Source organism: Blautia sp. CAG:237, assembly GCF_000436615.1.
Lineage (GTDB): Bacteria > Bacillota > Clostridia > Lachnospirales > Lachnospiraceae > Blautia_A > Blautia_A intestinihominis.
Map to the genome: position 1 here is coordinate 11,449 of NZ_FR886722.1, position 15,447 is coordinate 26,895.

Annotated in this window: 12 protein-coding genes and 2 tRNA genes; 2 read left to right on the top strand and 12 right to left on the bottom strand. The window is 45.6% G+C overall.

Going from position 1 to position 15,447, the window contains the following annotated elements:
• A partial coding sequence (locus QZL69_RS13950; protein WP_291518605.1) for a hypothetical protein occupies nucleotides 1-149 on the bottom strand: 149 nt, incomplete at its 3' end.
• Nucleotides 136-1,224 carry a carbamoyl phosphate synthase small subunit gene (locus tag QZL69_RS05760; RefSeq protein ID WP_022214277.1) on the bottom strand — a complete coding sequence of 363 codons (1,089 nt, stop codon included), beginning with the start codon at nucleotides 1,222-1,224 and terminating at the stop codon, nucleotides 136-138. The genes QZL69_RS05760 and QZL69_RS13950, both read right to left, overlap by 14 nt.
• Nucleotides 1,225-1,466: 242 nt before the next feature.
• Here QZL69_RS05760 and QZL69_RS05765 point away from each other — a divergent pair.
• Nucleotides 1,467-1,550: transfer RNA gene (locus tag QZL69_RS05765), tRNA-Leu, on the top strand.
• 33 nt (nucleotides 1,551-1,583) lie between these two features.
• A tRNA-Leu gene (locus tag QZL69_RS05770) sits at nucleotides 1,584-1,667 on the top strand.
• 108 nt (nucleotides 1,668-1,775) lie between these two features.
• Here QZL69_RS05770 and QZL69_RS05775 read toward each other — a convergent pair.
• The 10 genes from QZL69_RS05775 to QZL69_RS05820 form a co-directional block, all read right to left on the bottom strand.
• The gene (locus QZL69_RS05775; protein WP_022214278.1) at nucleotides 1,776-3,440 is read right to left on the bottom strand and encodes a hypothetical protein; all 1,665 of its coding nucleotides are present in this window, start codon (nucleotides 3,438-3,440) and stop codon (nucleotides 1,776-1,778) included.
• A 20-nt stretch (nucleotides 3,441-3,460) separates the two neighbouring features.
• On the bottom strand, nucleotides 3,461-4,792 hold the full coding sequence (locus tag QZL69_RS05780; protein ID WP_022214279.1) for a serine hydrolase: 1,332 nt from the start codon (nucleotides 4,790-4,792) through the stop codon (nucleotides 3,461-3,463).
• A gap of 27 nt (nucleotides 4,793-4,819) precedes the next feature.
• Nucleotides 4,820-5,410, bottom strand: coding sequence for a zinc ribbon domain-containing protein (locus QZL69_RS05785; RefSeq protein ID WP_022214280.1), 591 nt, complete (start codon nucleotides 5,408-5,410; stop codon nucleotides 4,820-4,822).
• A 29-nt stretch (nucleotides 5,411-5,439) separates the two neighbouring features.
• Complete coding sequence (gene clpX / locus QZL69_RS05790) at nucleotides 5,440-6,864, bottom strand: ATP-dependent Clp protease ATP-binding subunit ClpX (protein ID WP_022214281.1); 1,425 nt, start codon at nucleotides 6,862-6,864, stop codon at nucleotides 5,440-5,442.
• A 150-nt stretch (nucleotides 6,865-7,014) separates the two neighbouring features.
• Nucleotides 7,015-8,481, bottom strand: coding sequence for a S1C family serine protease (locus tag QZL69_RS05795; RefSeq protein WP_022214282.1), 1,467 nt, complete (start codon nucleotides 8,479-8,481; stop codon nucleotides 7,015-7,017).
• A gap of 124 nt (nucleotides 8,482-8,605) precedes the next feature.
• Entirely contained in the window at nucleotides 8,606-9,529 is a 924-nt protein-coding gene (locus tag QZL69_RS05800) for a glycosyltransferase family 2 protein (protein ID WP_022214283.1), read from the bottom strand.
• An 82-nt stretch (nucleotides 9,530-9,611) separates the two neighbouring features.
• Nucleotides 9,612-11,147 (bottom strand): LCP family protein, encoded by a 1,536-nt coding sequence (locus QZL69_RS05805; RefSeq protein ID WP_022214284.1) that lies wholly within the window; start codon nucleotides 11,145-11,147, stop codon nucleotides 9,612-9,614.
• A 16-nt stretch (nucleotides 11,148-11,163) separates the two neighbouring features.
• Nucleotides 11,164-12,567, bottom strand: coding sequence for an undecaprenyl-phosphate glucose phosphotransferase (locus QZL69_RS05810; protein ID WP_022214285.1), 1,404 nt, complete (start codon nucleotides 12,565-12,567; stop codon nucleotides 11,164-11,166).
• Nucleotides 12,568-12,685: 118 nt separating this feature from the next.
• On the bottom strand, nucleotides 12,686-13,639 hold the full coding sequence (locus QZL69_RS05815) for a glycosyltransferase family 2 protein (protein WP_022214286.1): 954 nt from the start codon (nucleotides 13,637-13,639) through the stop codon (nucleotides 12,686-12,688).
• 1 nt (nucleotide 13,640) lies between these two features.
• On the bottom strand, nucleotides 13,641-15,447 hold a 1,807-nt coding region (locus QZL69_RS05820), incomplete at its 5' end, for a glycosyltransferase family 2 protein (RefSeq protein ID WP_291518577.1).

A 15,447-nucleotide genomic window follows, 5' to 3' on the forward strand; every position in this document is an offset into this window, starting at 1 on the left:
TTGGAGTTCAGAAGAACTACTTCCATGCCTTCTTCCTTGAGAGAGCGGCATGCCTGTGTACCTGCATAGTCGAATTCTGCTGCCTGACCGATGATAATCGGACCGGAGCCAATTACAAGAACTTTGTGGATATCTTTATTTCTCGGCATGATCTGTTCCTCCCATCATTTCCATAAATCTGTCAAACAGGTAGCTGGAATCCTGCGGTCCAGGGCAGGCTTCCGGATGAAACTGTACGGTAAAGATGTTTTTGCCGATGTAAGCCATACCTTCGTTGGTACCGTCGTTTACATTGACAAAAGCAGGTTTCGCGATTCCCTTCTGCTCCAGGATATCTGAGTCAACAACATATCCATGGTTCTGTGAGGAAATGTAAACACGTCCTGTCGCAAGATCCTTGACCGGATGATTGCCGCCTCTGTGTCCATATTTCATCTTGTGTGTATCTCCGCCTGTTGCAAGTGCCATCAGCTGATGTCCGAGGCAGATCGCAAAGATCGGCACATCAGATTCATACAGCTTACGGATTTCTTCTATTATAGTAGTACACTCCTTCGGGTCTCCAGGACCATTGCTGAGCATGATTCCGTCCGGGTTGTCCGCAAGGATCTCTTCTGCCGGTGTAAGTGCCGGATAGATGGTTACCTGGCAGCCTCTCTCATTCAGGGAACGGGCGATATTGCGCTTCGCGCCGAAGTCCATGAGAGCTACTTTGGGTCCATTGCCCTTGAGAACGTCCTTCTCACGGCAGGTAACTTTCTCGACTACTTTTCCAGTTGTATATGCTTTTAAGCGGGGGATTATTTCATCTAAGTTGTAGTTTTCGTTGACTGTGATCATACCATTCATGGTACCTTTTTCACGAAGAATTTTGGTAAGAGCACGGGTGTCAATACCTGCGATACCCGGTATATCATGTTTTTCAAGAAAATGCTGGATCGTATCCACGCTTCTGAAGTTGCTTGGGATACGGGATAATTCACGAACAATAAAACCATCGATCCAGGGCTTCCTGGACTCCTGGTCCTCATAACAGATACCATAATTGCCAATCAGAGGATAAGTCATGCAGACCGCCTGTCCTGCATACGATGGGTCAGTCATTACTTCGAGATATCCTGTCATGGAAGTATTAAAAACAATCTCACTGATGACTTCTCTTGTTGAACCGATACTGGTTCCTTTAAACACATGGCCGTCTTCTAATATCAGAAATGCTTTCATATAATCTCCCTTTCTGCTTTTTATCTAAATCTTCAAGATTGTATCATAAGAGTTTTGTTTTTTCAACAGATTCCGACACTAAAAATAATTCAGTTGTACTCAAAAACTTTTCTTTGGTAAATTGTTGCAGTTGAAAAGACAAACCAAAAAATTAAAACTATTTTTGATTTTACTCTTGACATTTCATCCCTCATAGGTTATTATAATCAGGCAGTCGGCGAGTTCGACTGATTATATCAAATGCAGAAGTGGCGGAATTGGCAGACGCGCAGGCTTCAGGTGCCTGTGGTCGCAAGATCGTGTGGGTTCAAGTCCCATCTTCTGCATTTAATCAGACAATGTCTGATTCATATTGAAATGCAGGAGTGGCGGAATTGGCAGACGCGCAGGCTTCAGGTGCCTGTGGTCGCAAGATCGTGTGGGTTCAAGTCCCATCTCCTGCATTCTTTTTTTGTCTTAATATGGTAAATAATATCCCGCAGCATCTCATCTCAAAGATTCTGCGGGATTTTTATTACATTGCAGTCAGAGAAGTATCGGTGACTCTCTTATTATTTACTTCTGATCTGATAAACATCCACATTTCCGATTGTCTTTATAAACACTGCCTGTGCACTGCTGTCATAATACTGACGGATATACTTCAGTGTCAGGTCAATATTATCATCCACCAGATAAATGCTGTCATTGTTGATCACATCTCTGTAAGGATTTGTGATCCCATGCGCCTCCATCTTCTGCGTATATCCAGGTGTCCGGCATTCCCATCCGCCAAACCAGTACACATTGTCCATAAGATTCTCCGGCATCCGGTCAAACGGACCATAACATACGATCTCAGAAAGCATTCCACTCTTTGCCAGATACGTATGCTCCTTATCTGTTCCGAGCGTTTCCAGAACTGCCCTCTGGCTCACTCTTGCCTCCGGGATAGTCGAAGTCATGATCCTCCAGTCTCTGTACATCAAAAACTGCCCTGCTGCCACACATACTATGCACAATACCACAGATATCTTCGCATCCATATGCCTGAGTTTTCCTGCTGAAATGATCCACAGCATCACGAGACATGCGCTGAACCACAGACCGACATCGACACGGTTCACCATATACCGCCCCTGATAATACAGGTAAAAATATACCGCCATGAGCATCATCCACTCTGCCAGCACAGAAAGTACGGAAAAGATATCTTTCCGTCCCCAGATCAGCCAGACCAGCACAAAAACAGCAAAAACATAAAACATCGGCATTTTGAGAAGATCAGAAGGATACCGCTTCAGAAATGCCGTCACAGTCTTTCCTGTCAGCGGACGCTTCTGTTTCAGATCCACCAGTTTCTTCATGACATCTGTATTAAATTTCTCTGTGTCATTGAAATTCCAGCTTCGGTACAGTTCATAGGCATCCCTGCTGATCCCGAGTTCTTCATAAATTTCCTGATTGCTATCATAATCCGGAAATCCATAGTCCAGAAGCCTGGAACGAAACTGGTTGAACTCCTGGTATTCTTTCCACTCCGCACTCTGGTAATTTGAAGCATCCCATCTGTCCACGCCAAACACACACGCCAGAAGGACTCCAAATGTCAAAACACACAGTCCCAGTCTGCGAAGTTTCCTGCCCTTATATTTCCTGAGATCAAATAAGAAAAGAAGTCCTGCTCCTGCCATCAGACCGCAGCTTGCCCAGAACTGGTCCTCCCGGTACATATAAGCCATAATTCCGAGGCAGATACCAAAGACAGCCTCAGCCCAGGACCATCTCTCCTTCTCCAGCACATAAAGCAGTAAAAAAACGGATGCCGCCGCTGCAATTCCTGCTGTCTTGGTAAACTGCAGATGAATGTATCCTTCATAACCAAATCCACATACAAGGATCAGAGAAAGACACAGGCCGGAAATTCCTTCCAGCCTGTTTATTAATACATAAGTCACTGCAGTAAATGCCACCAGAAGAATCACATACTGAAAAATCGTGTACCACGGCAGTCTGCCTGTCACTGCGTACAGAAACCGGTAGATCACACCCAGCCCGTAATTCTGAAATACCAGGTGTGCATCCTTCACTCCTCTCAGTCCGCTTCCAAGTTCTGCAAAAACAATATCATCATTTGTCTCAAACGATGGGCGCATTACCAGCACCATCACAAACAGCACCAGAAGATTTGCAGCCAGTGCCATGGATATTTCTTTGCATTTCTGTTTTAAATTCATTCTGTCATTTCCTGTCAACTTTATTTGTTCAGATAATTGTATACTGTTCCCGAAATACTTTTGATGCGCGGGATCGCATAGCCTTCACTTCCGGTTCTTGAAAATACACAGATCACATAATCTGTCTTTTTTCCAAAAACAATTGCCATGTCATGGTCAACACTTGAAGTTTCTCCTGTCTTGTTTGCAACTTTGACTCCCGATGGAAGCCCTGACGGGATCTTCCATCTTCTTGTCTGTCTCAGAAGAAGGTTCAGCATTGCTCTGGAATAGCTGGATGACACACAGGTTCCATTATAAATACGCTCCAGAAGAACTCCGCAGTCCTTTGCAGAAGATACATTGCTGCTGCCATCACCGACATAAGAAGAAGCGGCCGGATGAAGGCTGTGATGACAGCCTGTCTCAGTGTAGCCTTTGGCACTCAGATAGCGGTTAATCGTCCTTGCACCATCGAGGAAACTTCTGGATTTGCTGTTGTATCGGATCAGCTGATTGCATGCCTCATTATCACTTACTGTGATCATATCTGTCAGAAGGCTTTTTACAGTTGCATTATAGCTTAAATTTCCCCGCTTGATCTGGTCGAACGTCGATGCCATGACAAATGCCTTGATCGTACTCGCCGGATACATTTGCTGGTCATTCAGATTGATCACGCCGCCATTCTTAAGGTCTTTGACATAAACGGACCAGGAACCGCCGTAGCTGTTCAGCATCTGACTCAGTTTCTTCTTGAGACTGTTCAGTTTCATATCCTCTCTGGAGCATTTATGCCCCTCAAAGTCCACGTAACTTCCGTGCGGTACTTTCTTACTTCTGGCAATAGTTCCGTCTGACTGAAGATAATAGCCGTATCTCCAGCAGTTCTCATAACGCTTGCCATAAGGTGTGAGTAGATACTTCTTCCCTCCGACAGTGATCCAGCCTTTCTTCCGGTAGAGACTTCCGTTCTGTCCGCCAAAATAATAGGTTCCCTTAAACTGCTTTCTGCCAAGTGTCGTGTTTACCTTGTGGAAATGTTTGCCTGTACAGAGACGTCCTCTGTTGTCAAACATATAGTATCCACTCTTTAATCGGTTCCCTGCTGGTACTTTGACGTAGTTGAAACCGCCGACACTTCTGCCATTCTTGTCCCTGAGCCACCAGTTATAGCCTGTATCAAGGATATATCTCCCACTGGAACCCACCAGTTTGATCTTTACCGTCTTTTTTGTCGTTGATGCGGCCTGTGTTTCTGATGTCGGGACTGCCACAAGACCCGCAGACAAAATCATAAACAATACTGTAAGCAGCAGACACCTTGCCAGCCTGCCGCCTGATCCTGCCGTCCGTTTTTCTTTCTCTTTCATAACCGCCACTCCTGTTATCTGATTTCGTTATTCAGTTTTTTCTTCCTGTACACTGTCTTCTTTCTCTGGAACTTCGTTCGCCTCTGACTCTGATACTTCTCCCTGTACAGTCTCTTCTTTGGAGAGGCTGACTTTACTCCCTGTCTCCTCTGTGCCGTCTGTCACATCAACTTCTTCGGAAGTTTCCTCGGTCTCATAAATCTCCTCGGCTGTTCCGTCCACAGTATCACCGGCTTCTTCCTCCGGTTCCGGAATCGGGCAGGCTGCCCCGCATCTGGAACAGAACGCATCATTTCTGCCAATCGGATTACCGCAGGATGGACAGAATCTGTTTCCTTTGACACCGTCCATCTCTTCTTTGTATTTGTCTACCTGGGCCATTCTGTCATCGATCTGTTCACAGATTGCCTTCTCCTCTTCGTCTACCGGAACGCCATCTCTGTAGCGTTTGTAGATGATCTTGCCGAGATCTGCCATCGCCTTGTTGATCTGTCTTTCTTCACCGGAGATCTTGTTTCTGAGGCGCTGTGTCTCATAGACTTCCTCTGCACGGCCGCTCAGTTCTCGTGCTGTCTTTGTGAGTGTTTCTCCTAAGGTGCCAAAAAAATCCTTTGCCATAATAAAATTCCTCTCTTTCTTATGAAATCCTAGTTATTCTCTGTAAGAAGTGGAACTTCCTGCCCGCGGAGCAGGATCTGTGGTCCTCCGGTTCCTTCAATATATTCCTTCGTAATGATAACTTCACCAATGCTGTCATCCTTCGGGATCTCATACATGATGTCCAGCATATATTCCTCCAGAATTGCACGAAGTGCTCTGGCTCCTGTATCCTTCTCCATGGCTTTGGCTGCGATCGCATGAAGTGCACCGTCGTCAAATTCCAGTTTCACCTCATCCAGTGCCAGAAGCTTCTGATACTGCTTGAGAATTGCGTTACGTGGCTCAGAAAGGATCTTGACCATCATATCCTCATCCAGTCCGTTCAGCGTAAAGATGATCGGCAGACGGCCAAGGAATTCCGGAATCATTCCGAAGTTTCGAAGATCCTCTACGGTCACTTTCTCCAGAAGATGTGGATCATTGTCGTATTTGTCCTTCAGGTCCGCATAAAATCCAATGGATGCCTGCTTGTTCAGTCTCTCCTTAATGATGTCTTCAATATCCGGGAATGCACCGCCACAGATAAACAGGATATTTCTGGTATTTACTGTAGTCAGCGGAACCATTGCATTCTTGCTGTTTGCTCCGATCGGAACCTCTACATCAGCTCCCTCCAGAAGTTTCAGCATTCCCTGCTGTACAGCTTCTCCACTTACATCTCTCTGATTGGTGTTTTTCTTCTTGGCGATCTTATCGATCTCATCGATAAAGATAATACCGTGTTCCGCCTTCTCCACATCGTTGTCTGCTGCTGCCAGAAGCTTGGAAACAACGCTCTCAATGTCATCCCCAATATAGCCTGCCTCAGTCAGAGAAGTCGCATCCGCGATCGCGAGCGGCACATCCAGAAGCTTCGCCAGTGTCTTGACAAGATAGGTCTTGCCACATCCTGTCGGTCCGATCATAAGCATGTTGGATTTCTCGATAGCGATATCGTCCATCGTATCTGTTGCAACTCTCTTGTAGTGATTGTAGACCGCCACAGACATAACCTTCTTGGCATGCTCCTGTCCGATCACGTACTCATCCAGTGTTGCTTTGATCTTGTGCGGTGCAGGGATCTTCTTAAGATCCAGAACCGGCTCAGCTTTCTTTTCTTTTTTCTTAGGTTTGACCTTCTGATGCTGTGTCGGGTTCTGTAAACTGCTTAAATCAATCATGCTGATATTCGGCATGTTAAAAAAATCATTATAATTAAAATTGCTGCTGCTCATCTGCTGGTTCATGCTGTCAAAACTCTTCTGCATGCAGTCCGAACAGATATGTATGTTATTTGGAAGATCGATCATCTTACCCGCCTGCTTCTCTGATCTGCGGCAGAGGGTACAGAATTTCTCCGATTCATACTTGTTGTCGTCATCCTCATTTTGAATCTCTTCCTCTATGATATCATCGTTGTATTTATCTGACATAATTTGCTCCTTTCGGTTTTGGTTCTGTAAAATACAGAACGCACAGGCCCCCGAACCTGATCCTGGTCCAGAGCCTATGCGTTCATTATATCATAACCATCCAAACTGTAAACTAAAGTTTTTATAAAATACTTATCCTATAACCACGCTTCAGTCTCCATATCCTGACTTCGGGCGTTTCCCCAGAGTTACCTGCACAGTCTGTTCCTCGTACTGTCCATCCTCTGCCCTTGAAATCGTCACATCAACCGTCTCACCGGCTGCATAATAGACCATCTTGCTCTCAAGATCATCCCTGCCAGTAACTGCCTGTCCGTCAAATCCCGTGATGATGTCACCCTTCTGGATCCCTGCGTTCGCAGCAGCTTCACCTTCGCTTACTTCGCTTACAAAAACACCTACAGGCATGTCAAACATCTCCATTGTCTCAGAAGAAAGATCTACTGGTGTAATTCCCAGATAAGACGCTTCCGAGCTGTCTACCTTGTCTCTTGTCTGACGGCTCATCAGTTCCTCCAGGATCGGCTGTGCTTTGGAAATCGGAATAGCATATCCCATTCCTTCTACTGCATTACTTGCAAACTTGGCTGAATTGATTCCGATAACCTCACCCTTCATGTTGAGAAGCGCACCACCACTGTTACCCGGGTTGATTGCCGCATCTGTCTGAATAAGTCCGGATCCGGTCGTATCATCTGTAGAAATGGTTCTGTTCAATGCGCTGATCCAGCCGGAAGTTACAGACTGTCCGTAACCAAGCGCATTACCAATTGCAACTACCTGCTCTCCAACATCCAGATCATCTGAAGTGTCAAGCTGTGCGATCTTAATACTGGAAAGTGTATCTGCCGGAATATCCGACTTCGCAACTGCGATCACCGCCAGATCGTTTGTCTCATCTGTTCCCTTGATCTTGGCACTGACAGCATCCTCTACATTGACATCTCCGGTGCTGTCAGAAGCAGTCTCTGCTGCTTCCTGCTCTGCGCTGACCACATCATCGCCCATAAAGCAGACACTTAAGGTCGTCGCTCCGGATACTACATGATTATTGGTCGCGATCAGGAGTTCGTCGTCATTTTCCCCAACGATAATGCCTGATCCACTGCCCTCACTGGAATACTGCTGTGTGCTTCTGGAAGAAAATCCAAATCCGAAATAATACGGAATTTCCTGAATGCTTACTGATGTGATCGCCACGACCGTCGGCATCGCTGCCCTGGCCACACTTGCTACACTTCCTGCTGTTCCCGTGGCAGCTGTGTCTTCCTGCCCTGTTCCTGAATCAGCAGATGCTTCTGTCACAAGCTGTGCTGTATCTATCTGTTCCTGCACGGTATCTGTCTGTGTCGTATCTGTTATAAAACCTGCTGCCAGATTCACACCCTGAAAAACAATGCCTGCTACCAGACCAAATACAACTGCAAGTCCAATCGTGGTGCCCAGTCTGTTCTGTGGTTTCTGTTTTCCTGGAGTCACTCTTTTATCTGATGTTCCTGAATTCTGCGTCGTTGTTCCCTGATGCATATGATAGTGTGCGTAGGAAGGCGGCACATTCGAATCTTCTACTGTCTTCTCATACTGCGGAGCCGAATTCCATCTTCTTTCATCGTCCATCTTTCTGCTCCTTTCTCTTATCCTTTTCTTGTATGAAAACAGTGTATCAGTCAATTGTGTTCAAAGTGTGATAACTCCTTTAAAAAAGCGTGTGTTGCTGTTTGTTTCCCTTCTCTCAGTCTGGTCAGAATGCCTTCCAGTAATAGGGACTCATTGTACACCACATAACGACTCTGCGAGGAAGTTTTTGATATTTTTTACCTGCCAGATATCCCGCATATTTGCATCCTGACTGCATGACAAAACCCGGGATCAGCCAGATCTTTCCTCTGGAAAGGAGATAGCGGAATGTCTGCTTCACCAGGCGGATGCCCTCACCTTCTGATTTCACCGATGCAAAAATTTCCGGATGCTCTGCCTGTGAAACACCCAGGTCAAAGTTTCTGTGAAACTGCTGCATGCAGGAATAATTGTGAGAATGGATCACCTTTGCATCTGCGGCATAGGCGATCCCGTATCCTGCCTGGATCAGATTTCCGGCATAGATCATATCCTCATTAAAGATTGTCCGCTCTACAAAGCCTCCAAGCTTCTCAAAAATATCTTTCTTATAAGCAGCACATACATTGGAGCAGAAATATGTCTTGATACCATACCTGGGAAGATCAGCCTTCGTCTTAACGCAGGAAATTTCCGGATAGTTGAAAGATCTCGTGTAACGCTCCACAAAACTACACTCGGCATTCGGAAGCTGTCTGGCATAGGCAGCCCCGATCTGCTCATCAGAACAAAGTGCTCCTGTCAGATTCTGAATCAGCTCTTTGTCTGCCGGAAGTGCATCCTGTGTCATAAATACCATGATATCTGCCTCAGACAGCGCGGCTGCTTTTTTCCTGGTGCCGCCGTGATCAAATTCTGCTTTCGGGATATGATGAACTTCCAGAAATGGATATTTCTCATCCCATTCTTTATTCCAGAATTTCTCCTCTGTATTCATTATGATGATTCTGTGGATCGGGCAGCTCTGTTTCTGAAGACGCTCGATCAGCCTGCCAAATTCTTTTCCCGGGCGATATGTGGGAATGATCACATCTGTTGTTTTTTCCATTGTATAAATCTCCATTTATAACAGAAGGGAATTCCTGCCTGAGAAATTCCCTTCTGATCATCTTATATCATTGTTTCGTAGCTTAAGCTGCTTCTACGGATTCTGTTGCAATGTCTTCACCGCCGCCGTCTCCGCCATAATCAGGTTCGGAGTAATCACCGCCGTCATCGCCGCCGGAAGTATCTCCTCCGGTTGTATCTCCTCCGCCAGAATCATCGCCGCCAGAAGTATCTCCTCCGGTTGTATCTCCTCCGTTATAATCATCACCACCGGAAGTATCTCCTCCGGTTGTATCTCCTCCGGTGTAATCATCACCGCCAGAGGTATCTCCTCCGGTTGTATCTCCTCCGGTCGTATCTCCTCCGGTTGTATCTCCTCCGGTTGTATCTCCTCCGGTGTAATCATTATCAGTGCTTCCACTGTCGTCACTTCCGGCAGTATTTTCCCATGTTGTTCCGTTATTCTCATAAATAACGGTATCATTTGCACTGTTTTCCTCGGTTACTTTCTGTGTATCATCCAGACTTGCCTCACCGCCGACGATTTCAAGGATTCTCTGGCTGTTTGCAAGTACTGTTGCAGAAGGTGTATAGTTCGGATCGTCATACAAGAATTTGTGAAGTTCAATAACGTTTGACTCCAGTGAGGTCGGCACGATAACGCTTCCCTTAACATTGGAGAACTTGAAAGAACTTGGAAAACCGGTTGTATCGTTGACGCTGTATCCGATGAGTGTCGGAAGCATCTGAAGGATCTCTGTCTTGTCCATGGAAGTGGTTACCATCGGGAATACATCATCCATGATCTTGAAGATCGTGCTCAGTCCTGCTGATTTTGCTTTGTCAACGATCATCTGGATAACTTTTCGCTGACGTTCTGTACGTCCCATATCCAGGCTTGCTGTATAACGGATACGGCAGTAAGAAGTTGCCTGTACACCGTTCAGATGGTAAGTATACTGGATTTTTTCGATGTCCTCCGGTTCTTCCGGAAGTTCGATCGGTGTGTAATCTTTTTCTGTTTCTTCTGCGGTTTCCACACAGTAGTTGTTCATATGAACGATCTCTGCATAGGACATATCCATATCCAGACCGCCAAGGTCATCAATAATGGTTGTCAGCGCATTGAAGTTTACGGTCGCGTAATCAGAAATATTCAGGTCAAGGTTTGTATTCAGCATGGTGATTGCCTGCTCTGCTTCTCCATAAGCATATGCGGCATTTGCCTTAGAATAGGTTTCCTTGTCACTGAATCCCATGTTCAGAAGTGTATCACGGTAAACAGATGCAAGTTTAACGTCCTTGGTGTCGTTGTTGACACTTGCAATAATAATTGTATCACTGTTTTCTCCACCAAGAGCAGTGTTCTTGTCACGGTGGTCAATACCAAACAGAGCGTATGTGGTATATCCGGTCAGTGTGGAGGTCTCAGAATCAATGGAATCCTGTACTTCCTGGTTTACCTGGATCTTGCTTTCGTCCAATACCGGCTGCTGGATCTTGTCCAGTTTGGTATTCAGCTGACCGTAAACATAAAGTCCGCCGATAAATACCAGAAGTACAATGATCTCAACCGCAAAAAGTATCTTTTTCTTTTTTGATTTTGGTTTTCTTGCCATCTTTTCTCCTTCTTACTTAATATGCATTTTTGTTAATAAAGCCTTTGAAAATTGTCAGGAACAAAATCTTTATGTCAAATCCGATGCTCCAGTTCTCAATGTAGTACAGGTCACAGTCTATACGCTTCCTGATGGATGTATCTCCGCGGTAACCATTGACCTGTGCCCATCCTGTAAGTCCGGGACGCACCTGATGCTTGACCATGTATCTCGGTATTTCCTCACGGAATTTCTCTACAAAGAAAGGTCTTTCCGGTCTTGGTCCTACCAGGCTCATATCGCCTTTCAGAATATTAAAAAGCTGTGGAAGTTCATCGATACTTGTCCTTCGCATGAACTTGCCGATTCCGGTAACTCTCGGGTCGTTTTTGACCGTCCACGCTTTACGCTCCTCGGCCTCCGGCTGAATCTCCATGGAACGGAATTTGTACATACGGAAAGTCTTGTTGTGAAGTCCCACTCTCTCCTGCTTATAGATCAGCGGTCCTGGTGAGGTCAGCTTGATAAGGATACACATCAGAAGCATGACCGGCGAAGAAACAATAATCGCCATAATAGAACCTACAACATCCATAGTTCTCTTGACCATGGCATTAAATGTATTACTCAGCGGCACATAACGGATATTGATCACCGGAAGTCCCAGTATATCCTCCGTATATGGCTTTGTAGGAATGATCTTATTGTAGTCCGGAATAAACTTCGTGTGTACTCCGGATTTCTCGCACATTGCAACGATCTCCTCCAGACGATAATATTCACTTAATCCCAATGTAATTGCAATCTCATCCAGTCTGTTTGCAGGAAGGATCACGGTCAGATTCGCAATACGTCCGATCACCTTTACTCCATTATAGAGGGTTCCCGCCGGTACATTGTCATCCAGAATTCCACGGACGATATATCCCCACTGAGGATTCTCCTTAATTCTGTCAATGTACTCTTCCGCTGCACGGCTGTAACCTACCAGCAGTATCTGCTTCTGGTTCAGTCCCCTCTTTCGCATATCCTTAAGGATAGAATAGATCAGAAGTCTGACTCCCCATTCCATAAAGATGTTAACTACACAGAAAATATAGACCGTAAGTCTGGAAAAATCAGGCTCTCCGATCATATAAAGACTGAATACTACAAGAAGAAGTCCCAGAACATTTGCCTTGACAATATTGGCAAGCACAAGCCGCCGCCCCTGCAGATGCAAAGGTTCATACAAGGTAAACGCCTGGTATAGCAGCAGATAGCCCGGAATAATAAAGATCAGGGCAAACATATACTGCTCAAACGCCAGTGCCCGGACTGCCGAATACGAAAACGGTCCGATAAAACGGATCATCCACGCAAGGACATAAGCAACCGCAATTACAACGGCATCAATTAACATCTGGAGACGACTGAAATTCTTCTGATTATCCTGAATCAATTTCTGTCACCTCACTGTTTCATTATGTGTGTTTATCTTATAATAGTTGACTGTCAAAATCAATAAAATACCAAATTTTATTTTATAAAATTTAGCTCTGCGATCTGTAAATCCGCCTTTACGCAGTAAATCTGACAAAAATATTCTTCCATAATTCCAGCTGAATCCTGGCATAATTTGGCAGATGTTTCATCGAAAACGGGACTTTTCGACCCTTGTGGCTGATGGAAAATCCATTCTTTATACCTGCCAGATATTCTTTGCCCATGCCCTTGACAGCAAAAAACAAAAACTTGATCAAAAATCCTGCTGCCAGGAACGGAAGATTCAGAATAATCTGAAGCAGCGGCATATTTTTGTAGATCAGATAAACGTTGTTTCTTGAAGAATATCTGGTCTTGAAATAATTATACCTGGATCCGCTCGTGCCGCTTCCCACATGGTAAACGACCGCCTTTGGCGCATACCAGTTCTCGTAACCGTAGATCCTTGCACGGTATCCGATATCCGTATCTTCCAGATATGCAAAATGTTCTTCGTCAAAATATCCAATCTTTTCAAAAAGTTTTCTTCTGTAGATCGCAGCACCGCCGCAGGAGGAAAATATCTGTTCTTCCTTCTCATACGTATGGATATCCCTGCCCTTGCCTCTCGCAAAAGACCAGCCAAGTGCATTGTAGAAATTGCCTGCATCATCCAGGCGGTCTCTGTCATGATACTGCACCATTCTCGCCGCACAGGAAAAAGCTCTCTTGTGCCTGCGGATCGCGGCGACCATCTCTTCCAGAAAATCCTCTTTCACTTCTGTATCATTGTTCAGAAGAAGGACATACGGTGCTCTGGAAGCTTTGATCCCTTCATTAACTGCCTTGCAGAAACCATAATTTTCAGGCAGTTCAATGATATGCACCCACGGATAATTGCCCGCAACGAAAGAACAGCTTCCGTCAGAAGAACCATTATCCACAAAGATCACTTCGAAATTTTTGAGTGTCTGCCCTTCCAGACTTGCAAGTACGCTGTCCAGAAACGCAATTCCATTATAATTCGGTATGACAACCGATACTTCCATATTATTTCTCCTTATTCTCCATTCCCCGGATCGGACGAAGGGAGTAATTCCATTTGGTCAGAGACAGATTCTTGTTATAGTAAGGATCACCTTTCCTGAGGATGTCGATCCACTGACAGCGCATGTATTCAATTTCTTCCTGAAAACGTCTGACCTTCGCCTCGCTGTCCTCTGCACCTCTCGTCTTGGATTCCATATGATATAACTGAACATATGGATCATACACGATCAGACTTCCATTCTTACGAACTTTCAGACACAGATCCACATCGTTAAATGCAACAGACAGTTTCTCTGTAAATCCGCCTGCTTCCTCAAATGCACTGCGCTTCATCATCATGCACGCCGCAGTCACAGCACTCATATCCTGAAGGATCGAAGCCTTGTGGAGATACCCGGTTCTGTTCGCCGGCATGTCAACAAACATATGGCCTGCAATGCCGCCGATACCGATCACACAGCCTGCATGCTGGATCGTATTGTCCGGATAGATCAGCTTCACGCCGACCGCCCCGACCTCTCTTCGCTGGCAGACACCGAGCATTTCTTTGATCCAGCCCGGTGTGATCACCGTCACATCATTGTTAAGGAACAGTAAGTAATCGCCCTTTGCATGGCGGACACCATAGTTGTTGATGGCAGAATAGTTGAATTCCTTCTTCCATCTGAGCAGACGGATCTTTGGATCTCTGGAGAGTTCTTTGTAATAATGAAAGATCTCCTCGGAAGTACTGTTATTCTCAATGATCAGGATCTCGTAATTCTGATATTCTGTTTTTTCCCTGATGGATTCTATGCATGCCTGTAAGGATTCCTTCTCATCCTTATTTGGGATGATGATAGAAACCATAGGCTCTCCGTGGACCGGATATTTCACGCGGAAAAATCCAAGATCCGGTGTATGGCTTACTTCACCCTCTACGCCCACGCGCTTGAGGTGTGCTTCGATTGCTCTTTTGCCTGCATCAAACGCATACATCTTGCTGGCAGGATTATCTGCAGTCGATGCCTTGTGTGTACGCCAATGATAAACGATCTCCGGTACATGTCCGACTCTGCCGGAAGCTTCCTCCACACAGCGGAAAATAAAGTCATGATCCTGTGCCCCGTCAAATTCCTGACGGAAACCGCCGACCTTATCCACGATAGTCTTGCGGACTACAAAAAAGTGACAGATATAGTTGTTGGACCTCAGGAGATCCAGGTTGAAATCCGGTTTCAGATGAGGCTGGAAATGTTCACTTAAGTCTGTTGTAACCTTGTCCTCGTCTGTGTAAACGGCATCCAGTTCTCTGTCCTCATTGAGTTTCTTAACGATCTCATAAAGGGCATTCGGTGCCAGAAGGTCATCGTGATCCAGAAGACCCACAAACTCTCCTGATGCCATCGTAAGTGCCGCATTGGTATTTCCTGCGATTCCCAGATTCTCGCGCAGATCTCTGACGCAGATCCTCCGATCTGCTGACGCATATTCCTTAAGGATGGCTGTCATCTCCGTATCATCCGGACTTCCATTTGCAATACAGAGTTCCCAGTTCGGATAGGTCTGGTCAAGAAGTGACTGGATCATCTGGCGCAGAAAAACCTCCGGTGTACGGAATGCCGGCACAGCAACACTGATCCGCGGTGTGTATGCAAACTTATGTTTCTTCTGCTTCTCAAGTTCCGCCTTATCCGGAATATACGCTTCATACCACGGACCATAGGGAACTTCTTCCGGCTCAAAACGTTCATGGAGACGGATCCAGAATTCCTTCGGTCCATAGTGCTTCAGATAGCGGAAGCCCTTCTGGATCGTGTAGGGATTC